Origin of the sequence: Rhodococcus sp. NPDC047139, assembly GCF_040643435.1 — a bacterium.
Taxonomy (GTDB): Bacteria; Actinomycetota; Actinomycetes; order Mycobacteriales; family Mycobacteriaceae; genus Rhodococcus.
Genome location: NZ_JBEYUH010000016.1, coordinates 1 through 23,778, shown reverse-complemented (window position 1 = coordinate 23,778; position 23,778 = coordinate 1). Strand labels below are relative to the sequence as shown.

24 protein-coding genes and 2 tRNA genes are annotated in these 23,778 nt (G+C 66.5%); 16 read left to right on the top strand and 10 right to left on the bottom strand.

The genetic code is table 11. The annotated features are described in order from the left end of the window. The first annotated feature begins 1 nt into the window (after position 1). From ABZ789_RS18480 to ABZ789_RS18470, 3 genes are all read left to right on the top strand, one after another. Positions 2 to 436 carry a thioesterase family protein gene (locus ABZ789_RS18480; RefSeq protein WP_358426611.1) on the top strand — a complete coding sequence of 145 codons (435 nt, stop codon included), beginning with the start codon at positions 2 to 4 and terminating at the stop codon, positions 434 to 436. 28 nt (positions 437 to 464) lie between these two features. Then, complete coding sequence (locus ABZ789_RS18475) at positions 465 to 1,127, top strand: hypothetical protein (protein WP_358426810.1); 663 nt, start codon at positions 465 to 467, stop codon at positions 1,125 to 1,127. A 113-nt stretch (positions 1,128 to 1,240) separates the two neighbouring features. Next, the gene (locus tag ABZ789_RS18470; protein ID WP_358426608.1) at positions 1,241 to 1,696 is read left to right on the top strand and encodes a TerB family tellurite resistance protein; all 456 of its coding nucleotides are present in this window, start codon (positions 1,241 to 1,243) and stop codon (positions 1,694 to 1,696) included. A 125-nt stretch (positions 1,697 to 1,821) separates the two neighbouring features. Here the strand turns inward: ABZ789_RS18470 and ABZ789_RS18465 are convergent, their stop codons facing one another. Then, positions 1,822 to 3,420: a glycoside hydrolase family 13 protein gene (locus ABZ789_RS18465; protein WP_358426605.1), complete on the bottom strand. Its 1,599-nt coding sequence runs from the start codon at positions 3,418 to 3,420 to the stop codon at positions 1,822 to 1,824. 92 nt (positions 3,421 to 3,512) lie between these two features. Here ABZ789_RS18465 and ABZ789_RS18460 point away from each other — a divergent pair, with 92 nt between their 5' ends. Beyond that, complete coding sequence (locus tag ABZ789_RS18460) at positions 3,513 to 3,932, top strand: cupin domain-containing protein (RefSeq protein ID WP_358426602.1); 420 nt, start codon at positions 3,513 to 3,515, stop codon at positions 3,930 to 3,932. A 47-nt stretch (positions 3,933 to 3,979) separates the two neighbouring features. Here ABZ789_RS18460 and ABZ789_RS18455 read toward each other — a convergent pair whose 3' ends face one another. Beyond that, positions 3,980 to 4,372 (bottom strand): globin, encoded by a 393-nt coding sequence (locus ABZ789_RS18455; protein WP_358426599.1) that lies wholly within the window; start codon positions 4,370 to 4,372, stop codon positions 3,980 to 3,982. A gap of 185 nt (positions 4,373 to 4,557) precedes the next feature. Between ABZ789_RS18455 and ABZ789_RS18450 the strand changes: the two genes are divergently transcribed. The 3 genes from ABZ789_RS18450 (at position 4,558) to ABZ789_RS18440 (ending at position 6,012) form a co-directional block, all read left to right on the top strand. Then, the gene (locus tag ABZ789_RS18450; protein ID WP_358426596.1) at positions 4,558 to 5,187 is read left to right on the top strand and encodes an HNH endonuclease; all 630 of its coding nucleotides are present in this window, start codon (positions 4,558 to 4,560) and stop codon (positions 5,185 to 5,187) included. Between the two features lie 92 nt (positions 5,188 to 5,279). Continuing rightward, positions 5,280 to 5,552, top strand: a complete 273-nt coding sequence (locus tag ABZ789_RS18445) for a hypothetical protein (RefSeq protein ID WP_358426593.1) — start codon at positions 5,280 to 5,282, stop codon at positions 5,550 to 5,552. Next, positions 5,539 to 6,012 (top strand): DUF5130 family protein, encoded by a 474-nt coding sequence (locus tag ABZ789_RS18440; RefSeq protein WP_358426590.1) that lies wholly within the window; start codon positions 5,539 to 5,541, stop codon positions 6,010 to 6,012. Before ABZ789_RS18445 ends, ABZ789_RS18440 begins: the two co-directional genes overlap by 14 nt. Positions 6,013 to 6,100: 88 nt before the next feature. Here ABZ789_RS18440 and pepN read toward each other — a convergent pair whose 3' ends face one another. After that, on the bottom strand, positions 6,101 to 8,683 hold the full coding sequence (gene pepN / locus ABZ789_RS18435) for an aminopeptidase N (RefSeq protein WP_358426587.1): 2,583 nt from the start codon (positions 8,681 to 8,683) through the stop codon (positions 6,101 to 6,103). A gap of 64 nt (positions 8,684 to 8,747) precedes the next feature. Further along, positions 8,748 to 9,989, bottom strand: coding sequence for an FAD-dependent oxidoreductase (locus ABZ789_RS18430; protein ID WP_358426584.1), 1,242 nt, complete (start codon positions 9,987 to 9,989; stop codon positions 8,748 to 8,750). A 160-nt stretch (positions 9,990 to 10,149) separates the two neighbouring features. Here ABZ789_RS18430 and ABZ789_RS18425 point away from each other — a divergent pair, with 160 nt between their 5' ends. The 3 genes from ABZ789_RS18425 to ABZ789_RS18415 all read left to right on the top strand — a co-directional run bounded on the left by ABZ789_RS18425 (position 10,150) and on the right by ABZ789_RS18415 (position 12,228). After that, entirely contained in the window at positions 10,150 to 10,782 is a 633-nt protein-coding gene (locus ABZ789_RS18425) for a DsbA family protein (RefSeq protein WP_358426581.1), read from the top strand. 165 nt (positions 10,783 to 10,947) lie between these two features. Continuing rightward, positions 10,948 to 11,427, top strand: a complete 480-nt coding sequence (locus tag ABZ789_RS18420; protein ID WP_358426579.1) for a ribose-5-phosphate isomerase — start codon at positions 10,948 to 10,950, stop codon at positions 11,425 to 11,427. A gap of 3 nt (positions 11,428 to 11,430) precedes the next feature. Next, positions 11,431 to 12,228 (top strand): zinc finger domain-containing protein, encoded by a 798-nt coding sequence (locus tag ABZ789_RS18415; RefSeq protein WP_358426576.1) that lies wholly within the window; start codon positions 11,431 to 11,433, stop codon positions 12,226 to 12,228. Positions 12,229 to 12,257: 29 nt separating this feature from the next. On the opposite strand, the gene ABZ789_RS18410 is transcribed toward ABZ789_RS18415, so the two are convergent. The 6 genes from ABZ789_RS18410 to ABZ789_RS18385 all read right to left on the bottom strand — a co-directional run bounded on the left by ABZ789_RS18410 (position 12,258) and on the right by ABZ789_RS18385 (position 18,049). After that, complete coding sequence (locus ABZ789_RS18410) at positions 12,258 to 13,040, bottom strand: DUF1542 domain-containing protein (protein WP_358426573.1); 783 nt, start codon at positions 13,038 to 13,040, stop codon at positions 12,258 to 12,260. A gap of 55 nt (positions 13,041 to 13,095) precedes the next feature. Next, positions 13,096 to 14,217, bottom strand: coding sequence for a wax ester/triacylglycerol synthase domain-containing protein (locus ABZ789_RS18405; RefSeq protein ID WP_358426570.1), 1,122 nt, complete (start codon positions 14,215 to 14,217; stop codon positions 13,096 to 13,098). A gap of 100 nt (positions 14,218 to 14,317) precedes the next feature. Beyond that, entirely contained in the window at positions 14,318 to 14,911 is a 594-nt protein-coding gene (locus tag ABZ789_RS18400) for a hypothetical protein (RefSeq protein ID WP_358426567.1), read from the bottom strand. 11 nt (positions 14,912 to 14,922) lie between these two features. Further along, positions 14,923 to 16,071, bottom strand: coding sequence for a zinc-dependent alcohol dehydrogenase (locus ABZ789_RS18395; protein WP_358426564.1), 1,149 nt, complete (start codon positions 16,069 to 16,071; stop codon positions 14,923 to 14,925). Positions 16,072 to 16,162: 91 nt separating this feature from the next. Then, the gene (locus ABZ789_RS18390; RefSeq protein WP_358426561.1) at positions 16,163 to 17,389 is read right to left on the bottom strand and encodes a glutamate--cysteine ligase; all 1,227 of its coding nucleotides are present in this window, start codon (positions 17,387 to 17,389) and stop codon (positions 16,163 to 16,165) included. A 586-nt stretch (positions 17,390 to 17,975) separates the two neighbouring features. After that, positions 17,976 to 18,049: transfer RNA gene (locus tag ABZ789_RS18385), tRNA-Gly, on the bottom strand. A 139-nt stretch (positions 18,050 to 18,188) separates the two neighbouring features. Here ABZ789_RS18385 and ABZ789_RS18380 point away from each other — a divergent pair. The 6 genes from ABZ789_RS18380 to ABZ789_RS18355 all read left to right on the top strand — a co-directional run bounded on the left by ABZ789_RS18380 (position 18,189) and on the right by ABZ789_RS18355 (position 23,001). Further along, positions 18,189 to 18,265 (top strand) — tRNA-Pro (locus tag ABZ789_RS18380). A 72-nt stretch (positions 18,266 to 18,337) separates the two neighbouring features. Beyond that, positions 18,338 to 19,714: a trigger factor gene (tig, locus tag ABZ789_RS18375; protein WP_358426558.1), complete on the top strand. Its 1,377-nt coding sequence runs from the start codon at positions 18,338 to 18,340 to the stop codon at positions 19,712 to 19,714. Positions 19,715 to 19,857: 143 nt separating this feature from the next. Beyond that, entirely contained in the window at positions 19,858 to 20,484 is a 627-nt protein-coding gene (locus ABZ789_RS18370) for an ATP-dependent Clp protease proteolytic subunit (RefSeq protein ID WP_308196961.1), read from the top strand. Positions 20,485 to 20,530: 46 nt separating this feature from the next. Then, complete coding sequence (locus tag ABZ789_RS18365) at positions 20,531 to 21,193, top strand: ATP-dependent Clp protease proteolytic subunit (RefSeq protein ID WP_358426555.1); 663 nt, start codon at positions 20,531 to 20,533, stop codon at positions 21,191 to 21,193. Between the two features lie 229 nt (positions 21,194 to 21,422). Next, positions 21,423 to 22,700 carry an ATP-dependent Clp protease ATP-binding subunit ClpX gene (gene clpX, locus ABZ789_RS18360; protein WP_358426552.1) on the top strand — a complete coding sequence of 426 codons (1,278 nt, stop codon included), beginning with the start codon at positions 21,423 to 21,425 and terminating at the stop codon, positions 22,698 to 22,700. 133 nt (positions 22,701 to 22,833) lie between these two features. Next, complete coding sequence (locus ABZ789_RS18355; RefSeq protein WP_358426549.1) at positions 22,834 to 23,001, top strand: hypothetical protein; 168 nt, start codon at positions 22,834 to 22,836, stop codon at positions 22,999 to 23,001. Positions 23,002 to 23,778 lie beyond the last annotated feature (777 nt).

Sequence of the window (23,778 nt, the reverse complement as noted above, 5' to 3'; positions counted from 1 at the left end):
AGTGAGCGGTGCGGGCGAACAGTTCGGTTTCCACACCGAGGTGATGGTGCGGTGGTCCGATATGGACGTCTTCCAGCACATCAACCACGCGCGTATGGTCACTCTCCTCGAAGAAGCACGGATCCCGTGGTTGTTCGCCGACGGCCGCCCGACCCGCGACCTACGTGAAGGGGCCGTCATCGCGGATCTCCATGTTCGCTATCGCGGGCAGTTGCGTCACGACGACGGTCCGCTCGACGTGCTGATGTGGACGGAGAAGGTGCGGGCGGTCGACTTCACGATCGGTTACGAGGTGCGTCCGAACGGCGCGCCGACGGACTCGGCGCCGGCGGTGGTCGCCTCCACGCAGATCGCGGCGTTCGACATCGAAACCCAGCGCTTGCGCCGGCTCACCGAGGACGAGCGCACGTACCTGCAGCAGTGGCGTCGTGACTGACGACGGGGCCGGCTACACAGAGAGGCGCCTGCGCCTCGCCACAACGGACGACTGCGTCGATCTCGCCGCCTTCCTGGGCAGGGCTGCGCGTCTAGACGAGGCCGCAGTGGTGCGGTTGCGCCGACACGGGGACGGCTTGCTCGGTGTGTGGACCCGTACCGGTTTCGAGGTGCTGGCCGGACGTGTCGTCCGCGGAAGCATCACCCCGGCCGACACGTGTGTGGCCGCCGACGCGCTGCGCGGCGCCCTCCTCGCCGGTGCGCAAACCCGGACCGAGGTCGACCCGGGCTGGGCGATGGACTCGCTGTGGCGAGGAGCGTTGCCGCCGCACGATGGATACGTCCACGTCGACGACGTGCCGGCGCGTGTCCTCGTCGACCTCGCGCAGCGAGGAGTCGCGCTGACCCGCGAGCACGGGGCACAGGGACCACCGGCCTCGCTGCTCGCCCAGGAGGTTCTCGAGGTGAGTGGCGCCGGAACCACGGTGGGGGTGCCGATGCGCATGGTCTTCGCGCTCGGTGCAATGGGTTTCGTGCCGGGTGCCGGTCGCGACACCGTCGACTCGGCCGGTATCGACCCGGCCGAGGTGGTCAGAGTCCGCGCCGCGGCGACGTGGACACGTCTGGACGCGCGGTACGGCTCGGTCTATCTGCGGCGGGGTGGCGGACTCGGTCTGAGCGTCGTGCATTAGGGCGCGCCGCGAACGAGCGACATCACGCAACCTCCGACCTGGAAGAAGCGCAACCGTCCTCGCGTGACACAGTGACAGTGCACAACCTACGACACTCGATCCGAAGGGCGACGATGGCATTCTGGGACCAGCTCAAGGCCAAGACCACCGAGCTGAGCGCGCAGCTCAAGACGAAGACGGATCAGTTCCGCAACAAGGAGTTCGCCAACGCCAGCATGGCTATGTGCGCGCTGATCGCGGCGGCCGACGGAAGCATCGATCCCAGCGAGCGCCGGAAGACTGCTGCGCTCATCATGAGCAACGACATCCTCTCGGTGTTCCCGCCGGACGAGCTTCGTGAGAAGTTCGACTGGTACTGCAGCAAATTCGAATCCGACTTCGACTTCGGCAAGGTCGAGGCCACCGCCACGATCGCGAAGCTGAGAACACGGCAGGATCAAGCGCGCGCGGTCATCCAGATCGGCATCATCATCGGAGGTGCCGACGGATTCTTCGACGACGACGAGAAGGCAGTTGTTCGGAGTGCCGCTCATGCCGTCGGTATCGACCCCGCAGAGTTCGATCTCTGACCGATCTGCGCGACGAGATTGCGCGTAGCTCGACCGCCCCGGTCCCCTCGTAGGGGGCCGGGGCGGTGGTCTCGAGGGCTGCGTGGGGAGCACGTGCCGGACCCCGGTCGTCGGGTCGGCAGCTGTCAGATCAGCCACGCTGCGGCATCGGGGGTCAACTGTCGTCCGGTGAGTGGCGTGCTCGCGAGTAGTAACGTGCCCTCCGGCAATTCGACCGGCCGGTCGCCCGCGTTGAGGACACAGGTGAGACCGCCGGTGCGGCGGAACGCGAGACAGCCGGGCGGGCTGCCGTACCAGCCGACTTCGTCTCCTGCGAATTCCTTTTGCTCGCTTCGGAGTTCGATCGCACGTCGGTAGAGCGAGAGCGTCGAATCGACGTCCTCGAGTTGCTTCTCGACGGTGAGTGCCGACCATTCCGGGGGTTGCGGGAGCCACGTCGACGCCGCGGAGGTGAAGCCGAACGGCGGGGTCTTTCCCTCCCAGGGCAGCGGTACTCGGCAACCGTCACGTCCACGTTCGGTGTGCCCGGATCGTTCCCAGACCGGATCCTGCAGCACGTCGTCGGGCAGATCGACGTTCGGCAGACCAAGTTCGGCACCGTTGTAGACGAACACCGCTCCCGGAAGAGCGAGAGCGACGAGCATCATCGCGCGGGCTCGCGCCGTCCCCACCGCGCCGCCACCGTAGCGCGTGACCTCGCGGTCGACGTCGTGGTTCGACAGGGTCCAGGTGGGCGAAGCCTGCACTGATGCCACAGCCGCGAGGCCCTTCTCGATCGCGACCCGCACTGCATCGGCGTCCCAGCCGGCGAGTGTCAGGTGGAAATCGAACGCGAGGTGGAGTTCGTCCGGGCGCAGGTACTCCGCGAACAATTCGTGGTTGTCGACCCAGATCTCGCCGATCGCCACTGCATCGGGGTATGCGTCGAGCACCCGGCGGATCCGGCGGTGGATGTCGTGGACCTCGGGGTTGTTGAAGCGCGGGTCGGAGGGGGAGTGCCCGAGCAGTTCGTTGGTCTCCCATGCCTCGTGGTCGGGAAGATCCGGCGGCTTCGCCATGCCGTGGGCGACATCGATGCGGAACCCGTCGACGCCGCAGTCGAGCCAGAACCGCAGGGTCTTTTCGAGGTCGTCGGCGACGTCCTCGTCGTCCCAGTTCAGGTCGGCCTGCTCGCGCGCGAATACGTGCAGATACCACTGGCCGGGCGTGCCGTCGGGTTCGGTGATGCGGGTCCAGGCGGGACCCCCGAAAAGGCTCGGCCAGTTGTTCGGCGGCTCGCCGCCGTCCGGGCCGCGTCCGTCCCGGAAATGGAAGCGCTGCCGAGCGCGGCTTCCGGGACCGGCGCGCAGCGCTTCCCGGAACCAGGGATGCTCGGTGCTGACGTGGTTCGGTACGAGATCCATCACGACGCGGATGTCGCGTGCGTGTGCCGCTTCGACCAGTGCGTCGAAGTCGGCCGCGTCGCCGAAGAGTGGGTCGATGTCCCGGGGATCGGATACGTCGTAGCCGTGATCGGCCATCGGCGAGCGCATCACGGGGTTGAGCCAGATCGCGTCGACCCCGAGGAGTTCGAGATAGCCGAGACGGCTGTGGACACCCGCGAGATCGCCGATTCCGTCACCGTTCGAGTCCATGAAGGATCGGGGATAGACCTGGTAGAAGACGGCGCTCCGCCACCACGGCGACGGGCCGGGGCGGCCGGGGGGCGATGCAGGCTGGGACACGTCAGCCATCGTGACAGACCGCCGGTCGACGGACCCGGTGAACGACGCACGCACGTTCCCCTGCCGCCCTGCCGCATGATAGGACGAACGGCATGAACACGACATCGATCGTCGCGGTACGACTGGACGACGTGGAGCTGCGCGAAGATCCGATCGATCCGGCGTGGATCCGTGAGGGAACCCCGCTCGCGCGCAGTGGACAGTGGTCGACCAGCGCCGACCGGTCCACCACCACTCACGTATGGGACTGCACTGCCGGTCGATTCGACTGGCATTTCGGTGTCGACGAGATCGTCCACATCGTGGACGGCTCGGTGATCGTTTCGTCGGCAGACACCGAACCCCGCATGCTGCGGGCCGGGGACGCGGCGCTCTTCCGCGCCGGGACCACCTCGCTGTGGGAGGTACCCGAGTACGTGCGCAAACACGCGATCCTGCGCCGCAACCTGTCGCCCGCGACGCGCTTCGTCCAGCGGGTCGAGGATCGCCTGCGGTCGGTGCTGAACCGCTGATCGCCCGGCCGCGTGCGGCCGGGCGCCCCTCCGGTGCCGTCGCGCCGTCAGATGGGGGAGTTCATCATCGAGTCGGCGGCCATGTTCATGTAGCCGAGCAGTTGGCGACGGTGCTCGTCGTCCAGCGTCGCCTCGTCGATCGACGCGATCGCGGTGTGCATGCAGCGCAACCAGGCATCGCGTTCGAGCGGTCCGATCCGGAAAGGATGGTGACGCATGCGCAAGCGGGGGTGCCCACGCTCCTCGGAGTAGGTACGCGGACCACCCCAGTACTGCTCCAGGAACATCCGCATGCGCCGCTCGGCCGGACCCAGATCCTCCTCGGGATACAGGGGCCGGACGATCTCGTCCCGTGCCACCTCTTCGTAGAATCGCGCCGTCAGCCGACGGAACGTCTCGGCGCCGCCGACCGCGTCGTAGAAGGTCTGCTCGTCACTCATCTGTCTTCGTTCACCATCCCTCTCGACCGTCCATTGTGCCCGCTCCCGGGCGCGCGCCGCCCGGCGAGCCGTACCGGGCCCGCCGCCACCGGATGTTCACCGGGCCGACCTCGATCGGTCCACTGATTCGGGGTGCGTTTGTGGAGTATCCGTGGTCCACTGTTCCCAGTCTTTTCGGAGGTCGTATGAAGCACCGCAGCAGCTCGCATCGACAACTCCCGCCCGCGGATGCCCTCGAGGGGGCGCCGGGGGCCACCACACTGCGCATGGTGCACGACAGCACCGCGACCGTACCCGAGTGGTTGAAACGTCGGGTGTTGCTGCTCAACGCGACGTACGAGCCGCTCACAGCCCTGCCTGCACGGAGAGCCGTGATCCTCATGGCAGGAGGCAAGGCCGATACCGTGCACGACGATCCGGGCGCCCCGCTCGTGCGGTCGGCCGAATGGTCCGTTCAACTGCCCTCCGTGATCCGCCTCCGCACCTACGTGCGCGTCCCTTACCATGCGCGAGTCCCGCTGACGCGAGCAGCGCTGATGCACCGGGACCGAAACCGATGCGCCTACTGCGGAGGCAAGGCCGAGACGATCGACCACGTCGTTCCGCGCAGTCGCGGCGGCGAGCACAGCTGGGAGAACTGCGTCGCGTGCTGTGCGCCGTGCAACCATCGCAAAGCCGACAAACTGCTCGTCGAACTCGGATGGACCCTGCGTGTGGTGCCGAATCCGCCCAAGGGCCGGCACTGGCGCCTGCTCGCCACCCTGCCGGAACTGCACCCGACGTGGTTGCCCTATCTCGGTGAGGGTGCGGCCTGACGCAGAAGCCGTGCTCGCGGACCGCCGGCCTCCGGCGGTTCGTTTTCGGGGCGTATGCAGCCTTTCCGGGCCGCCTGGGATAACGTTTGGCTGTGAGCATTCTCGAGACAACCCTGATCTTCGTCGGCATCCCGCTGCTGATCGTCTTGGTCTTCGGTGGGCTGTCCTTCGTCATGAGCAAGTACCCGGGCTCGACCCCCTCGGACGACCCGTACACGCTCGACCGGAAATGGGAGCACGAGCCACTCCTGTGGACGGCGACGGACGAATCGACCCATCCCTGGAAATACCCGCATGCTGGTCACGGTCATGCCGCACTGACCTCGGCGGAGTTGATCGGAGGTACCGCAAGTGGCAAGTGGTGACGTGATCCAGCGTCCGGTCGTCGCACCGGAAGATCTGCCGCACGGCGCGGCCATCACCTCGAGCGGGCGTATCTCCACGGTGCGCGGTCTCGGTCAGCCGTTCACGGGCGCGCCCTTCAAGGACCGCGACCTCATCACCCTCGACGACACGCTCACCGGCGCTCTTCGCGCGACCGGCGTGCGGTTCACGGTGTACATCGGCGACGCCGCCGATCCTGCCGCGGCGACCGACGCCCTGCTGCCGACCACGCCGGATGCCGCCGACTCCGTCCTCATCGCGGTCTACCCGAACCAGCGGAGCATCGAGATCCGCTCGGGCAGCTCTGCGGCCGATCGCGCCACCGACCGGGTGCTCCAGCTCGGCGTGACGGCGGCGGTCTCGTCGTTCGGTCAGGGGAATCTGCTCGACGGCATCACCAGCGCCGTCCGCGTCATCGCGAATGCGATGATCGCTCCCTAGGCTCGTAGCCCACGACTCCCGTGGCCCGCTGCCGCTCCTTGACAGGAGTGGCAGCGGGCCACGGTCGTCTTGCGGGTGCGGTACTTCGTCAGGACGCGTCGAACGCGCGTGCTCTCAACGAGCGTACGACGCCGGCGCGGCCCTCCACGACGAGCCGACGCAGAGCCGGCGGGTGCTCACCGGCGAGGAATTCGTCGGCAGCCGCCACCGACTGCTCACTGATGGACCACGACGGGTAGAGACCGATCACCACGGTCTGCGCGACCTCGCTGGATCGGCGCGCCCACACTCCCGGCACCTCTTCGAAGTAGCGCGCCACATAGGACTCGAGGAGTTCACTCTGCCCGGCCGGAGCGAAGCCGCCGATCACCGCACGCGCGGTGATGTTCGGGACGCTGTCGTCGTGCACGACCGTCTGCCACACCTGCTCCTTGACAGCCTCCTGCGGTCGCGCCGCACGAGCGGCTGCGGCCTGGCGGGCACCGGCGGCCGTCGGGTCGCGCTCGGCTTCCGCGTCGATGAAGGGTGACTCGACGCCTTCCGCGTCGACCTCTCCCGCGGCAGCGAGGGCCTGGACGATCCGCCAGCGCAGATCGGTGTCGACCGTGAGTCCCGGGAGACCGACCGTCGCCGGATCCCCGCCGAGCAGTTCCTCGAGCACTTCGGTGTGCCAGGGGGACAGAGCTGCGGTGGTCAGCGCGTTGACGAAGGCGAGCTGATGGTCGGAGCCCGGTTCGGATTCACGGGCCAGTTCGAGCAACCGGTTGGCGAAATCCGACCGGCCGTGTTCTGCGGCCCAGACCGGGTCGGCATAGCTTTCCAGCGCGGTGTGGGCCTGCAGGAGCAGGCGCTGGACGACACCGACCTCGGTTTCCGCCGCGATACCGCGCTGGACGAGTGCGACGAAATCGCGGGCCTTCATCTCGGCCTGGCGAGTCATCTCCCACGCCGCCGACCACACCAGGGTGCGCGGCAAGGACTCCGCGATGTCGCCCACCCGGGCGATCACGGTGGCGAGCGAGTCCTCGTCGAGCCGCACCGAGCAGTACGTCAGGTCGTCGTCGTTGACGAGCACGAATGCACCGCGTGGCACACCGATCAACTCGGGGACGTCGGTGCGCTCGGTGGCGTCGAGATCGATCTCCACGCGATGGCTGCGCGTGAGCTTCCCGGAACCGTCGTCGTCGTACACACCGATAGCGAGGCGATGCACGCGGAACTCGCCGGCACCGGGCGTGGCACCTTCCTGCACGACGGTGAAACGCGTGAAGCGTCCCTGTTCGTCGACCTCGAACTCCGGTCGCAGGATGTTCAGGCCGGTGGTCTTGAGCCACTGTGCGCCCCAGTCCGACAGGTCACGGCCGGAGGCTTTCTCGAGTGCGGCGAGCAGGTCGTCGAATGTCGCGTTGCCGTAGGCGTGGTCACGGAAGTACTCACGCAGACCGGCGAGGAAGGGCTCCTGACCCACGTACGCGACGAGCTGTTTGAGCACCGAAGCACCCTTCGCGTAGGTGATCCCGTCGAAGTTGACCTCGACCGCCGCGAGATCCGGGATATCGGCGGCGATCGGGTGCGTCGACGGCAACTGATCCTGTCGGTACGCCCACGACTTCTCGACGTTCGCGAAGGTCGTCCACGCGTTGGTGTACTCGGTGGCCGAAGCCTGGCACAGCACCGACGCGAACGTCGCGAAGGACTCGTTGAGCCACAGGTCGTCCCACCAGCGCATGGTGACGAGGTCGCCGAACCACATGTGGGCCATCTCGTGCAGAACCGTCTCGGCGCGGCGCTCGTACGAATAGCGGGTGACCTTGGACCGGAAGACGTAGTCCTCGAGGAAGGTCACCGCGCCGGCATTCTCCATCGCGCCCGCATTGAATTCGGGCACGAACAACTGGTCGTACTTGCCGAAGGCGTAGGGAATTCCGAAATTGGCGTGGTAGAAACCGAAGCCCTGCTTGGTCTCGGTGAACAACCGGTCGGCGTCCATGTACTCGGCCAGGGACGCGCGGCAGAAGATCCGGAGCGGGATGGTGCCGTGCTCGTCGGTGTACTCGTCGGACCATACCGCGTACGGCCCGGCGATGAGCGCGACAAGATATGTGCTCATCCGTGGGGTGGTACGGAAGATGTGGGTGCCGGGTTGCGCTGCCACCGTCTCGACGGTCTCTGCATTCGAGATCACCGCCCAGTCCTGCGGCGCGGTGACCGTCAGGTCGAAGGTGGCCTTGAGATCGGGCTGATCGAAGCACGCGAACATGCGCTTGGCGTCGGCAGTTTCGAACTGCGAGTACAGATAGACCGCGCCGTCGGTGGGGTCGACGAAGCGGTGCAGGCCTTCACCGGTGTTGGTGTAGAGGCAGTCGGCGTCGACGACGAGTTCGTTGTGGGCGGAGAGCCCGGTCAGGGCGATTCCGGTCTCCTCGCTGTACCCCGAGACGTCCACGGGTTCGCCGTTGAGAGTCGCCGAGTGCACCGTCCGGGCGATGAGATCGATGAAGGTCGAGGCGCCCTCGGTCGCGTCGAACCGGACGGTGGTGACAGACCGGAATGTCGTCGAGCCGGGGGCGCCGGCACCGTCGGTCAGGTCCAGTTCGATGCTGTAGTTGTCGACGGACAGGACCGCGGCCCGTTCGGCGGCCTGCTCACGGGTCAGATTCGGTGGTGCCACGGAATGAACTCCTTCTCACGACGGAATGCCGGTCGACGTCCATCCCATCATGATCGACGGGCGCTCACGGAGCGACGTCGGACAACGGCACCGCAGGGTCGGCCAGCCTGTCGGGGTCGACGGGGCGGCCGGAAGTGACCAGAGCGCGGATGTCGTCGCCGGCGTCCCAGATATCGACGTTCATCCCCGCGCGGACGCGGCGCTCGTCGTCGAGCCAGAACGCGAGGAACTCCAGGCCGGACACGTCGCCGCGGGTGATGACCCGCGCATCAGGGGGAGCGAGCCCGAGATACTCCATTCCCAGCTCGTACTGGTCGGTGAAGAAATAGGGGAGCCGGTCGTAGGTCGCCTCGCGCCCGAGCATCGTCGCGGCCGCGACGGCCGGCTGGTTCAGGGCGTTCGCCCAGTGTTCGACGCGCACCCGGGTACCGAGCAGCGGGTGCTCTGCGGACGCGATGTCGCCGACGGCCACGATGTCCGGATCGCTCGTCCGCATCGATGCGTCGACGAGCACGCCGTCGTCGACCGCGAGCCCGGCATCGCGGGCCAGGTCGACGTTCGGGCGCGCCCCGACCGCGACGAGCACGGCGTCCGCGGGCACCACACTGTCGTCGCCGAACCGGATGCCGCTCGCGCGACCGTCGTAGGCGACGATCTCGCGCACCGAGGTGTTCGTCCGCAGATCGACACCGTGCGCGCGGTGCAGGTCGGCGAACACCGAGCCCATCTCCTCGCCGAGTGAGCCGAGCAGCGGTTCTCTCGCCGACTCGACGAGCACCACTCCGGCACCGCGACCGCGGGCATTCGCGGCGATCTCCATGCCGATCCATCCCGCCCCGATGATGGCCAGCCACCCCGCGTGGTCGGTCTCGCCGTGTACAGCGGCGAGCAACGCATCGGAATCCTCGACCGTGCGCAGGACGTGCACGCCGGCGGCATCGGCACCGGGGAGCGGGAGCGTCCGGGGAGTCGAGCCGGTCGCGAGTGCCAGCTTGTCGTAGCGCTGCGTGGAACCGTCCGGCAACGTCACGCGGTGCGCGGCCGGGTCGAGTGCAGTGACGGTCGTACCGAGTTGCAGTTCGACGCGGTGGTCCCGGTACCAGTCGCCGCCGTGCACGGTGAAATCGGCGAGTCGTTTACGCCCGGCGAAGTAGTCCTTCGACAGCGGTGGCCGCTCGTACGGCAGATGCTCTTCCGCGCCGAACAGCAGGATCCGTCCCGGAAAGTCCCGGGCTCGCAGTTCCTCTGCCAGTTTGGCTCCGGCCAGACCGGCGCCGACGATCAGAAACGTTTCCTCACCCGACATCGTGGTGCCTCCACTGCGTGCGTGCCGGACCTACTTCTCTGTCCCGACGGTACGGGTACTGCACATGCCCGGTCCGGGTTCGGGAAGAATCGGCGACGGATCCGTGTTGCACGGCTCCGTAGCCGTCCGGATTCGTACCGAACTCTGTGAGGAGATCTTCTTGAGCGACCTGACTACCGCGTCCTCGTCCGGCAAGGACACCGCGGACTTCTGGTTCGACCCCGTGTGTCCCTGGTGCTGGATCACCTCACGCTGGATCCTCGAGGTCACGAAGGTGCGCGACATCGAGGCGCGATTCCACGTGATGAGCCTGGCAGTGCTGAACGAAGGGCGGGATCTGCCCGAGGAGTACGCAGAGGCGATGAAGAAGGCGTGGGGGCCCGTGCGCGTGGCGATCGCCGCAGCCGAGAAGTACGGAGACGACATCCTGTCCCCCCTGTACACGGCGATGGGTACCCGCATCCACAACGAGGGCAACAAGGATTTCGCGGACGTGATCGCCGGTTCGCTCGCCGAACTCGACCTGGACCTTGCCTTGGCCGGCGCGGCGACCAGCGAGGACTACGACGAGGCGTTGCGCGCGAGCCACCATGCGGGCATGGACAAGGTGGGCCAGGACGTCGGCACCCCCACCATCCATGTCAACGGCATCGCCTTCTTCGGTCCCGTGCTCTCGAAGATCCCGCGCGGTGAGGAGGCCGGAAAGGTGTGGGACGGCGTGGTCGCCCTCGCGTCCTATCCGCACTTCTTCGAACTCAAGCGCAGCCGTGACGAGGAGCCCACCTTCGACTGACGGAGCAGCGCGCGGCACACGACGGAGCGTCGTGACCCGAGCGACGGTCGGATGGTCTGCCCGCAACGGTGCACGATCTCGGAAGGCGGCCGGTGATGTGTGGCCGAACTCCTGCAGTCGTGCGGCCGGTGCGGGCGGGCGGGCCGTCCTCGATAGACTCTGCTCATGCGCGTTTACCTGGGAGCCGACCACGCGGGCTTCGAACGGAAGAATGAGATCATCGAGCATCTGAAGAAGACCGGCCACGAGCCGATCGACTGCGGTGCTTTCGAGTACGACGCCCTCGACGACTACCCGGCGTTCTGCGTCGAGGCCGCGCGGCGCACGGTGGCCGACGAGGGCAGCCTGGGCATCGTGCTCGGCGGCAGCGGTAACGGTGAGCAGATCGCCGCCAACAAGGTGCCGGGCGCCCGCTGCGCTCTGGCGTGGAGCGTGGATACTGCGAAGCTCGCGCGCGAGCACAACAATGCGCAGCTCATCGGTATCGGCGGTCGCATGCACAGCCTCGAGGAGACTCTCGCGATCGTCGATGCCTTCCTGTCGACCGAGTGGTCGAACGAAGAGCGTCACCAGCGCCGGATCGACATTCTCGCCGAGTACGAGAAGACCGGTCAGGCACCGGCAGTGCCCGGCACACCCGCCTGATCCGTGCCCGAAGGACACATCCTGCACCGGCTCGCCCGGTTGCACCACGAGTGGTACTCGGGTGCGCCGGTGCGGGTGTCCAGCCCTCAGGGCCGGTTCGACGACGGCGCTGCCGCCGTGGACGGGCGCGTCCTGACCCACGCGGACGCGTGGGGAAAGCATCTCTTCCATCACTACGAGGGCGGTCTCGCCGTCCACGTTCATCTCGGGATCTACGGTGAGTTCACCGACCGGGAGCTGCCTCTGGGTGAACCCGTCGGGCAAGTGCGCATGCGGATGATCGGGGCCTGCCACGGCAGTGACCTGCGCGGGCCGACTGCATGTGAGGTGCTCACCGAGGGGGAGGTCGACGCGATCGAGGCGCGGCTCGGCCCCGACCCGTTACGTCCCGACGCCGATCCGGAACAGGCCTGGCGCCGGATCGGGAAGTCGCGCACTGCGATCGGTTCGTTGTTGATGAACCAGGCGGTGATCGCCGGGGTGGGCAATGTGTACCGGGCCGAAGTGTTGTTCCGTCACGGAATTCATCCGGAACGTCCCGGAAATGCTTTGTCCCACAAGGAGTTCGATGCGATCTGGGCAGATCTCGTCGAGCTGATGAATATCGGGGTGAAGCACGGGCGCATGCATGTCGTCCGACCGGAACACGACCATGGCGCTCCGGCCTACGCGAAGAACAGGCCCCGGACGTACGTCTACCGCCGCACCGGCGAACCCTGCCGCGTATGCGGCACTTCCGTGCTCCACTTGGTCATGCAGGCACGGAACCTGTTCTGGTGCCCGGTCTGTCAGCCGTCCTGAGGCGTCCGCCCCGCTGACGGTGGCCGGGCTCAGAAGTCGAAGCCACCGAAGTCGAAACCGCCGGAGTCTCCGCCGCCGAAGCTGTCGCCACCGAGATCGTCCCCGCCGTATTCTTCACCGCCGCCGTATTCGTCCCCACCGTAGTCTCCACCGGCGTCGGCTCCCGCATCACCTGCGCCGGACTCGAATGCCTGCGCGTCGTAGGGCACACCGGCCATCCCGGCGAACAGCGAGGAGAAGAGCAGCATCGAGCCGACACCCCATGCGCCCGCGACGAGAGCGGGTTTCCACCAGGGCTCCGAGTACCAGCCCGCGGGGACAGGCCGGCCCGCGACCCGGCCGCCGGGATAATAGTTCGGAGTCGTGGAGGAGGGCGACGGTGACGCGGCGATCGTGCGGCCTTCGAAATCGACGGTGCGCTTCTCCGTGACCTCCCCGGCCGACTTCTGTCCGTCGAGTGTGGGGATCTCGGGGCCGGGATCCATTCCCATCGCGGTACGGGCTGCCCGGATGTAGTAGAGGCCTTCGAGAGCCGTCTGCTTGGCCAGTCGCGCCTGCATCGGAGTTGTGGCCTGCTCGATCTGGGAGCCTGCGGCGGTGAAACGCTCGGAGGCGTCGGCGAGCGCCTGGCGTGACGCGTCGTCGGTGCCGGTGAGGTTGTAGATCTGTCCACCGAGGCGCTCGATGGCCTGCCGCGCGTCGGCCTTGGCGTCGTCGAGGGTGTCGGTCCGATGACGCGTGGTGCTCTTCTGAGACCGGGAGACGAAATACACCACGGCACCGACGGCCGCGATGATGAGCAGAAGTTCCACTGCCGATCCTTCCGGTCGGGGGAGTTTCCTGTTCTCCAGCGTACCGATGCGCGGGTCATTCCCCGAGAACTGCGCGCATCGCTTCCTGCAGGCAGGAGTCGAACGATTCGCGGTGCGGGACGGCGGTCGGATCCACCGTCAGGCCCATGCAGCAGGTGTCCCGATAGGACATCGCCGATGCAGTGAGCATGGCGCCGTCGGCAGTACCGAAACCGTAGTACCGCTCGATCTTCGCGCCACCCACATAGAGCGGTGTGTGGGAGCCGGGAAGCGTGGATACCACCAGGTCGCGCGGGCCGATGGAAAGGTCGGAGTCGGCCGACGGCCCTCGGTCGGAGGACGGAAACGACATGTCGATGCGCTGCATGAGATCGACCGCGCCGTGGGCGCCGAGCTCCGCCGGGTGGTCGGAGAGCCCCGGGATTGCCCCGCCGTCCGGTCCCGGAACGACGACTCGCAGGCCGGCGTCGAGCGTGCGTCCGTGGCGGCGGCGATATTCGGTGCAGGCGAGGACCATCGCCGCAGTCACCCCGCTCGAGACGCGGCAACCGGCCCGCTCGCAGGTGCGTCGCAGTGCGTCGAGATCAGCGTCGAGCACGTGCAGACGTGGGATCCGGTGCCTGGGCTTGTCGCCACCCGCGTCGGAACGCCCGAGCAGGGCCCTGACCAGCCCGGTACCGAGCGAGGTGAACACGCTCGCGGCAGTGCGGAACGAGTCGGCACTCTGTTCGGACACCGACTTCGCCCACGACAACATCGAATCGGACTGATCTTTGCTCAGCGCGGAACCGAGGTGGCGGAGCCGGATCACCAGTGCCGACTGCCCGCCGTCCAGGCCGTCCAGCAGGGTCACTTCCCATCCCGGATTCTGCAGGTCGGTCGGTTCGGCTGCCGACCGTGCGAAGGCGAGCGCTTCCCCGAAACTCGCCGGCGCGGGCAACGTGACCCGTTCGAGATGCCACGGTGGATCCGAAACCGGATCTCCCGGCCGGCGCGGCGGGTCGAGCCCGAAAGGGAGTTCGACCACGCGGTGTCGGAAAACAGGCCACTCGTGGTTGCCGGGTGTGAGTACCTCTGCGATCCGATCCCAGTCCGGGCTCGCATCGAGAAGGACGGCAGCGGCCACCGAGGAACCGGCGGCATGCGGCCGCGCGGAACCATCGGAGGCGTCCTTCACATGAGGGACCGTCTCATATTGTGAACCCCGAACTCCGGTGCTTTGCTCTCGCTTTGCACTATCGAGCCGAAAAGGTGATACGACGTTCTCGGTTCCGGGGCTAGCCACGGGCATCCTCTCGTTTCTGTGCTCGGGTCTTCCTGCGTCCCACGGCCGCCGCAACGAATCCTGCAGCGGCGATCCACGGTGCTCCGGAGACGAATGGATCGAGCCACTGGTGTTTGACGTCGGCGCGTGGACTGCGGCGTCGCGCCGATCCACCGTGTCCGGTGATCTCGGAGCGGAGGCCGCTCTCCGTCACGGGATTGTCCGGCTTGCCCTGTAGGACGGCACGGATGCGGCTCTCGACGACGTCGATGCGATCGGCACCGATCAGGAGCAGCCAGTGCGCGGCACGGCCTTCGCTGTATCGCCGATAGGCGTACCTGCGAACGGCACCGGACAGCCCTTTCAGCGGTGCCGCGGTGCCGAAGACCGGCGTGACGAAGGCGTGCTCGATCGAGCGTTCGCGGGTGTCGTACCCGGGTTGACGTTCGGGAAAGTCCCAATGGGCGCCGGTCACCTCGGGCGCGAACCGTTCCTTCGGGACGGACGGTCGGTCCCTCGGATCCAGGTCGACTCCCCACCCGGGGATACGCGCGCGCAACTGGTCGGAGGTCGCACGGGGTCCGGGCTTCTCTGCGGTGTAGGCCATGGTGAATCCCCTCAGTTCCCGTCGGTGACGATGATCGGTTTGATGCACCCGTCGAGCTTCGACGAGGACATGTGGTAGGCCTCCGCGATGTGCTCGAGCGGTACGCGGTGCGTGACGATGTCGTTCGGCTTCAGATAGCCGTTGCGGACGTGCTCGAACAATCGGGGCCACTGGCGTTTGACCGGGCACTGGTTCATCCGCAGGGTCAACCCCTTGTTCATGGCGTCGCCGAACTTCACGGCACTGAAGATCGGGCCGTAGGCACCCATCACCGAGATGGTGCCGCCCTTGCGGACGCTGTCGATCGCCCAGTTCAGTGCCACCGGAGACCCGCCCTGCAACTTCAGTTTCGCGGCGGTGACGTGCTGCAGGAAGTTGCCGTCCGCTTCCGCGCCGACCGCGTCGATGGCGACATCCGCCCCGAGATGGTCGGTGATCTTCTTCAAGTGGACGACGATGTCGTCGTACTCGGCGAAGTTGTAGGTCTCCGCGTGCGCGAAGGTCCGCGCCTTCTGCAATCGGTACTCGAGGTGGTCGATCACTATGACCCGTCCGGCGCCCATGAACCAGGCGGATTTCGCAGCATAGAGGCCCACCGGACCGGCGCCGAAGACCACGACGGTGTCGCCCTCGATGATGTCGCCGAGTTGGGCCCCGAAATATCCGGTCGCGAGCGCGTCCGTGAGCATCAAGGCGTCCTCGCCGTCCATCCAGTCGGGGATGAGGGTGGGACCGACGTCTGCGAACGGCACCCGTACGAACTCCGCCTGGCCGCCGTCGTAACCCCCGCACGTGTGCGAGTAGCCGTAGATACCGCCCACCGCCGTGGCGTTCGGATTGACGTTGTGGCAGTTCGAGTACAAACCACGCGCGCAGAAGAAACAGGACCCGCAGTAGACGTTGAACGGCACCATCACCCGGTCGCCGGGTTTCAGGTTCTGCACCGATGAGCCCACCTCGTGGACGACCCCGACGAATTCGTGTCCGAACGTCGTACCGACGCGGGTATCGGGCATCATCCCGTGGTAGAGATGCAGGTCGGATCCGCAGATCGCTGCGAGTTCGACGCGTACGATCGCGTCGTTCCGATGTTCGATCCGGGGGATGTCCTTCTCTTCGACGCGGACCCGATACGGGCCGCGATAGACCATCGCGCGCATGCGTGCTCCTCGTCGTGGTTCGTGTCGTCGCGGGTACCCGGCGTCGAAGCGACCAAACGACGAGTCCGGCACACCTGGCTGTGCCGGTTACTCAGACGGCCGGGACGTCCGGGGTGGGTCGGCTACCGCCGGGGACCGTTCGCGTCCACGACTCCGTGACGAACTGCCGTGTCAGGACTTCGACGATGTCGGCAGGATTGCGGCGTTCTCCGAAGGCGCGCCGCTGCCACACCGCCCCGGTGCCGCGAGCGAGGATCGTCTCCATCATTTTCACCGTGCGCCGGTAGTCGCCCGTCTCCTCGAGCTGTGGGCGGACGTGCCGAAGGAGGGCGCGCAAGGAATGCGGGGCGCTCGTCATCCGCCCCGTGACCACGTCTATCGCACGGCCGGTCGGCCCCTCGCGCGCTGCACACAGATAGGCGGCGCGAACGACGTCGTCCGGGACCGGGGGAGCGGTCACGCCCCCTCGGACAGCCCGTTCGGCGGTGGCGACGAGGGCCCTGACGAAGATCGCCAGAAGGACGGTTTCGTCGACCGAAGCCGGAACGTCGCTCACCCGCACCTCGACAGTAGGCAGATGCGCGGACGGACGTACATCCCAATAGATCATGCCCGCATCGAGGATGTTGCCGCTGTCGAGCATCATGGCGGTGACGGCATCGTAGTGAGCCGCCGACGTGAAATGAGGTGGAGGACCCGAGCACGGCCAGCGGCCGGCGATGATCGCCCGCCAACTCGCATATCCGGTGTCACGGCCCCGGTAGATCGGCGAGTTCGCCGTCGACGCCAGCAGTGTGGGCAACCACAACCGGACGTGATTGCAGACCTGTACCGCTGTCTCACGGTCTGCCACGCCGACGTGTACGTGGCAGCCGCAGACCTCCTGCTCGTCGACGAGTTGCCCGTAACGATCGGCCATTGCGCGGTACCGGGGCTCATCCGTCACGAGCGCGAGCGGTTGAACCGTCGGTGAGACCCCCGACGCAAGCAACCCCATCCGATGTTGCAGGGCTGCGGCAGCCGCGGTGGCGCGTCCTTCGAGCACGCGGGCCCGGAGTTCGGCGGTGGTACGGCAGACCGGCGTATCGACTTCGACCTGAATACGCTTGAGTTCGTGGCCGATCCGGGCCCCGAGCAGCTTCCCGGCGGCTATGACGAGTTCGTTGCTCTCGGCGAGCCGCTCGGCTGCCGGGTCGACGAGGAAGAACTCTTCCTCGACTCCTACCGTCGGGCCGGGATCGGCGCGCGAGGTGTTCGCTGGTCCGGATTTCCTGGCCGTGGCAGGTGCGAACGAACGCCGTCTCGGGCGCCGCGTCATCGCCGCCTCCCTTGCTCATGAGGCGCTTCGGCACGGGTGGACGTCGTCGGGGCGACCTCGACGCCTTCTCGACCGACCTGTGCCGCGTCGAATGGGTTTCCCTTCTCTACGATGGCCGAAACTCGCGCCGCTCGCCTCGAGAATCGAAGAACCCGGACCGACCGGAGCCGAACGATCCGACTCCGGTCGGCCGGAGGGTGGGACGGTGCCGGTTCCCGGGCACCCCCCTGCGGTGCCACCCGACGACCACCCACCCGCATTCGGGTCGCGTGCGTGGACGCGACGCGGCGTCGTGGGGCGGTGACCCACGTGGTCGTTCGGAATTCGGAAGACGAGTCGGGCGATCCGCGTGGTGCCCGGCGTCTGCGCCGGTACATCGATCGAGGCGGACTGCAGCCGAGGTCGCATTCGAACGACTCGTGGCGGCTGCTTCTCAACCTCGTTCGCATGATCTCATCGATCGGGTGAGGTGTCGAGGGAATGTCGGTACCGGCCCGCGGTCACCTCGTCGAAGCCCCCGGAACGAGCAACGCCCCCGAGCCTGTCGCGGCAGGTCGGGGGCGTTGTCCCCACCCGAGGGTGGGCGTGGAGGGGATGACGGGAATCGAACCCGCGTAGCCAGTTTGGAAGACTGGGGCTCTACCATTGAGCTACATCCCCAAGGCTGCGGCGCCGGTGATCAACCGGTGCTGCGGCTTGCGAGATGAGACTGTACCGGACCTCGCTTTGGATTTCATAATCGGGGGGCCGTAGGATTCTGCGATGGGTCCCGCGGATCGACTGCGGGTGCCTTCACGACCGGGATGTGGCGCAGCTTGGTAGCGCATCCGCTTTGGGAGCGGAGGGTCGCAGGTTCGAATCCTGTCATCCCGACCAGATCGAACAGCGTCAGCGCGCTCAGTAGTGAACGAACGACCGACAAGAGAGCACGACAGAAGGAGCACGTCCGTGAAGAGCACCGTCGAGCAGCTGAGCCCGACGCGAGTCCGTATCAATGTTGAGGTGCCCTTCGAGGAGCTCCAGCCTGATTTCGACCGCGCTTTCCAGGCCCTCGCCGGCCAGGTCCGTATCCCGGGCTTCCGTCCCGGTAAGGCTCCCCGCAAGATCCTCGAGGCTCGCATCGGCCGCGGCGCCGTGCTGGATCAGGTGATCAACGAAGCCATCCAGAGCCGCTACACCGAGGCCGTGACCGCGAACGACGTCAAGGTCATCAGCCAGCCCGAGATCGACGTCACCAAGCTCGAGGACAACGTCGAGCTGGTGTTCGCCGCCGAGGTCGACGTCCGTCCCGAGATCACTCTCCCGGACTTCTCCGAGATCGCCGTCACCGTCGATCCCGTCGAGATCACCGACGAGGACATCGCCGAGCAGATGCTCTCGCTGCGTCAGCGTTTCGGCACCCTGACCGGTGTCGAGCGTCCGGTGCAGGACGGCGACTTCGTCTCGATCGACCTGTCCGCGACGGTCGACGGCAACGAGGTTCCCGAGGCCGCCACCGAGGGGCTGTCGCACGAGGTCGGTTCGGGCCAGCTCATCGACGGTCTCGACGAGGCGATCATCGGCCTGTCGGCGGGCGAGTCGACGGAGTTCACCTCCACGCTGGTCGCCGGTGAGTACGCCGGGAAGGAAGCCGTCGTCACCGTCAAGGTCAACACCGTCAAGGAGCGCGAGCTCCCCGAGGCCGACGACGAGTTCGCTCAGCTCGCGAGCGAGTTCGACACCATCGCCGAGCTCGAGGCCGACCTGCGTGAGCGGGTCGAGCGCGTCAAGCAGGTCGAGCAGGCCGGGCAGATCCGGGACAAGGTGCTCGAGGAGCTCCTCGAGAAGGTCGAGATCCCGGTGCCCGAGGCTGCTGTCAAGGCCGAGGTCGACAGCGCGCTGCACGACGCGATCCACGAGCTCGACCACGACGAGAGCAAGCTGAACGAGCTGCTCGAGGCCCAGGGTTCGAGCCGCGAGGAGTTCGACAAGGAAGCACGCGAGTCCGCCGAGCGCTCGGTGAAGACCCAGCTGCTTCTCGATGCGATCGCGGAAGCGGAGGGCACCACGGTCGAGCAGCAGGAGCTGACCGAGCGCATCTTCTTCCAGGCGCAGCGCTACGGCATCCCGCCGGAGCAGTTCATCCAGCAGATCAGCCAGGCCAACCAGCTCGGAGCCGTCTTTGCCGACGTGCGCCGTGGTAAGGCCCTCGGCACCGTCGTCGATCGCGCTACCGTGACCGACACCACCGGCGCGACCGTCGACACCAGCGAGCTGTTCGGCACCAAGAAGGATGACGAGGAGAACGCCGAGGCGGAGACCACCGAGGACTCGGCCTCCGAGTAGTCGGAACGTTCCGCGGAGATCCGAGAGTCGACCGACGCGAATTTCCGCTTTGAGCGAAGAGGGGCGGCACCGGGCATCCGGTGCCGCCCCCTTTCGTTAGTGTCAGTGTCAGCAATCCACGATCGACGAGAAGGCAGGTACCCGTGACTCCTCAGAATCCGGCGACATCCATCGGTCCCACGATGACCTCGGCCACCGCTGGGCTGAACCTCAGCGACTCGGTGTACGAACGCCTGCTCCGCGAGCGCATCATCTTCCTGGGCACCCAGGTCGACGACGACATCGCGAACAAGCTGTGCGCGCAGATCCTTCTGCTGTCGGCCGAGGACCCCACCCGCGACATCTCGCTGTACATCAACTCGCCGGGCGGTTCGGTCACGGCCGGCATGGCGATCTACGACACGATGCAGTTCGTCGAATGCGACGTCGCGACTTTCGCGATGGGTCTGGCCGCGTCGATGGGCCAGTTCCTGTTGTCGGCCGGCACCCGGGGCAAGCGTTACGCCCTTCCGCACGCGCGGATCATGATGCACCAGCCGTCCGCAGGTATCGGTGGTACGGCGAGCGACATCGCGATCATGGCGGAGCAGTTCGCGCACACCAAGCGCGAAATGGCCGAGCTCATCGCGGAGCACACGGGCCAGACGGTGGAGCAGATCACCAAGGACTCCGACCGCGACCGCTGGTTCACGGCGCAGCAGGCGCTCGAATACGGCTTCGTCGACCACGTCGTGTCCCGGGCACAGCAGGCCGGCGGCACCGGCAACTAGTCCGTCGCCCGATCTGCCCTCACCCCACCGAATTCTTGGAGAAGCGATGACCAACATGTTCGATCCGCGTCAGCTCGGCGGCGCCGCTCCTGCCTCGCCCGCGAGCCGCTACATCCTCCCGTCGTTCATCGAGCACTCGAGCTACGGCGTCAAGGAGTCCAACCCGTACAACAAGCTCTTCGAAGAGCGCATCATCTTCCTCGGTGTCCAGGTGGACGACGCGTCGGCCAACGACGTGATGGCGCAGCTGCTCGTGCTCGAGTCGCTCGATCCCGACCGTGACATCACGATGTACATCAACTCGCCCGGCGGTTCGTTCACGTCCCTCATGGCGATCTACGACACCATGCAGTACGTGCGTGCCGATATCACGACGGTGTGCCTCGGGCAGGCGGCGTCCGCCGCGGCCGTTCTGCTGGCCGCCGGTACCCCCGGCAAGCGTCTGGCCCTGCCGAATGCCCGCGTGCTGATCCATCAGCCGGCGACGGGTGGAATCCAGGGCCAGGTCTCCGATCTGGAGATCCAGGCCGCCGAGATCGAGCGCATGCGCAGCCTCATGGAGACGACGCTCGCGAAGCACACCGGCAAGGAACCCGAGCAGATCCGCAAGGACACCGACCGCGACAAGATCCTCACCGCGGAACAGGCCGTCGAGTACGGCTTGATCGACCGGGTCCTCGAGTACCGGAAGCTCTCGGCCCAGAAGTAGCGACGACGCGGGCGGTCCCGGGGAAGGTCTTCCCTCGGGACCGCCGCCGCCGGGACTGTGATCGCCGCCACAGGCGGTGCTGTACAAATATGATCCGAAACGCGCAGAACCAGTCGACCTGCGCGCCGGGATCCGGGTACGGTCGATCAAAGGGCCCGCTCCCCGGGACCTCTTCGAACGGTGGTCGCGGGATCGGTTGCACGTACACGAGGAAGTAGGGACCTGACTGATGGCACGTATCGGTGACGGCGGAGATCTGCTCAAGTGCTCCTTCTGCGGAAAGAGCCAGAAGCAGGTCAAGAAGCTCATTGCGGGCCCCGGTGTCTACATCTGCGACGAGTGCATCGATCTCTGCAACGAGATCATCGAGGAGGAACTCGCCGAGACCAGTGAGGTCAAACTCGACGAGCTGCCCAAGCCGGCCGAGATCCGTGACTTCCTCGACAACTACGTGATCGGCCAGGACGCCGCCAAGCGCACACTCGCCGTAGCGGTCTACAACCATTACAAGCGCATTCAGGCCGGCGACAAGGGCCGCGACTCCCGCGGGGAGACCGTCGAACTCGCGAAGTCCAACATCTTGTTGCTCGGCCCGACCGGCTGCGGCAAGACCTATCTCGCGCAGACTCTCGCGAAGATGCTCAACGTGCCCTTCGCCATCGCCGACGCGACCGCCCTGACCGAGGCCGGCTATGTCGGTGAGGATGTCGAGAACATTCTCCTCAAGCTCATCCAGGCCGCCGACTACGACGTCAAGCGCGCCGAGACGGGCATCATCTACATCGACGAGGTCGACAAGATCGCCCGGAAGAGCGAGAACCCGTCGATCACCCGCGACGTCTCCGGTGAAGGGGTGCAGCAGGCACTGCTGAAGATCCTCGAGGGCACCCAGGCCTCCGTCCCGCCGCAGGGTGGTCGCAAGCATCCGCACCAGGAATTCATCCAGATCGACACGACCAACGTCTTGTTCATCGTCGCGGGGGCGTTCGCCGGCCTCGAGAAGATCGTGTCCGACCGTGTCGGTAAGCGCGGTATCGGATTCGGCGCCGAGGTGCGGTCGAAGGCCGAGATCGACACCACCGATCACTTCGCCGACGTCATGCCGGAGGATCTGATCAAGTTCGGCCTGATCCCCGAATTCATCGGCCGTCTGCCGATTCTGGCGTCGGTGACGAATCTCGACAAGGATTCGCTCGTGCAGATCCTGTCGGAGCCCAAGAACGCTCTGGTCAAGCAGTACGTGCGTCTGTTCGAGATGGACGGCGTCGAACTGGAGTTCACGCAGGACGGACTCGAAGCGGTTGCCGACCAGGCGATCCTCCGAGGAACCGGTGCCCGTGGCCTGCGCGCCATCATGGAGGAAGTGCTCCTGCCCGTGATGTACGACATCCCGAGCCGCGACGACGTGGCGAAGGTCGTCGTGACGGCCGAGACCGTCAACGACAACGTGCTCCCGACGATCGTGCCTCGCAAGGCGGATCGGGAGCGTCGCGACAAGAGCGCCTGACCCGAAGGCGGAGATGTATCCGAACGCCCCGGTGCGAAACGCACCGGGGCGTTGATCGTTCCGACGCCGAGTGTGATGTACTCCGGTCTCACTCGCCGAGAGTTGCGAAGACGCGTGAAGTGACAGGTGGCACTTGGCTGCACCTCATGCCACTGTGTCGGAAGGAAACTCGCTGTCGCTGAACCTCGCGGACCTGTTCGAAGTGATCGTGTGCGGGGATGGGCAGCTCACCTACCGCGAACTCGATGCCGACTCGAATCGTCTCGCCCAACATCTGGCAGGTGCGGGTGTGTGCGGGTAGGGGAACACGTGGGTGTGTACATACACAACGGCACGGACTTCGTCCGATCAGCATCAACTTCCGGTATGTAGATGGTCTTGTTCTTCACTGCCTCATCAGCCCCAAAACCCCTTGAGTACAACAAACGTGGTCGCCGTCGCACCCAGCCACCGACGACCGGTACGAAAGTCAGCGTAGCGCCCATCAGCACGATTGCATTCAGCTGCTCCGCTCCGTCGGCTCCGACGAGGTGCCGCCACCTGAGCACGAGTGTCGTCGCGGTCACCACGACCGGGGCGCTGCGCCGAGGGGGTCGAACAGATCAAGAGCGACCAACCCGACAGCCACCCCTAATTGCCGACGACCATCGCCGCGATGCCACTCGACAGGGGCGGCCCGGGCACTTCGCGGCCGTGCAAAAGTGCGAATATCCCGCGGGAGCGGAACCTCTTGCCTTGAACGATGTCGGAAATGAGCGCGATCCCGACGCCGAATACGCTCACGGTCATATCGGGGAGCTTCGGTCATCGACCCGGTTGCGCCGATCCTCCTCAAGTCGATGCGGCTCGGAAACATGCACGACTTCGAGCGCGCGAAGATGTCAGTGCCCAGCGCTCGCGCGGCAGAACTGGCGAAACCCAGAAACTCCGGGCCCCGGCGGCTGAGCGACCCAGGTCAGGATAGCGAGGTACGAGAGATTAGGGGCTCTTCGCAGTTAGCAGTGGCATTGGCGCCGGCTGGATGCGACCCGACGTGACCGTCGAGTGCAGGCCCACCGTACCCGGCGGCGTTGATTCT

Bases quoted from the DNA above. Each gene is read 5' to 3' on its own strand.
- ABZ789_RS18400 (WP_358426567.1), bottom strand. From the start codon at position 14,911: ATGGCCTACACCGCAGAGAAGCCCGGACCCCGTGCGACCTCCGACCAG.
- ABZ789_RS18420 (WP_358426579.1), top strand. From the start codon at position 10,948: ATGCGCGTTTACCTGGGAGCCGACCACGCGGGCTTCGAACGGAAGAAT.
- ABZ789_RS18455 (WP_358426599.1), bottom strand. From the start codon at position 4,372: ATGAGTGACGAGCAGACCTTCTACGACGCGGTCGGCGGCGCCGAGACG.
- ABZ789_RS18390 (WP_358426561.1), bottom strand. From the start codon at position 17,389: ATGACGCGGCGCCCGAGACGGCGTTCGTTCGCACCTGCCACGGCCAGG.
- ABZ789_RS18430 (WP_358426584.1), bottom strand. From the start codon at position 9,989: ATGTCGGGTGAGGAAACGTTTCTGATCGTCGGCGCCGGTCTGGCCGGA.
- ABZ789_RS18365 (WP_358426555.1), top strand. From the start codon at position 20,531: ATGACCAACATGTTCGATCCGCGTCAGCTCGGCGGCGCCGCTCCTGCC.
- ABZ789_RS18450 (WP_358426596.1), top strand. From the start codon at position 4,558: ATGAAGCACCGCAGCAGCTCGCATCGACAACTCCCGCCCGCGGATGCC.
- ABZ789_RS18460 (WP_358426602.1), top strand. From the start codon at position 3,513: ATGAACACGACATCGATCGTCGCGGTACGACTGGACGACGTGGAGCTG.
- ABZ789_RS18395 (WP_358426564.1), bottom strand. From the start codon at position 16,071: ATGCGCGCGATGGTCTATCGCGGCCCGTATCGGGTCCGCGTCGAAGAG.
- clpX (WP_358426552.1), top strand. From the start codon at position 21,423: ATGGCACGTATCGGTGACGGCGGAGATCTGCTCAAGTGCTCCTTCTGC.
- ABZ789_RS18470 (WP_358426608.1), top strand. From the start codon at position 1,241: ATGGCATTCTGGGACCAGCTCAAGGCCAAGACCACCGAGCTGAGCGCG.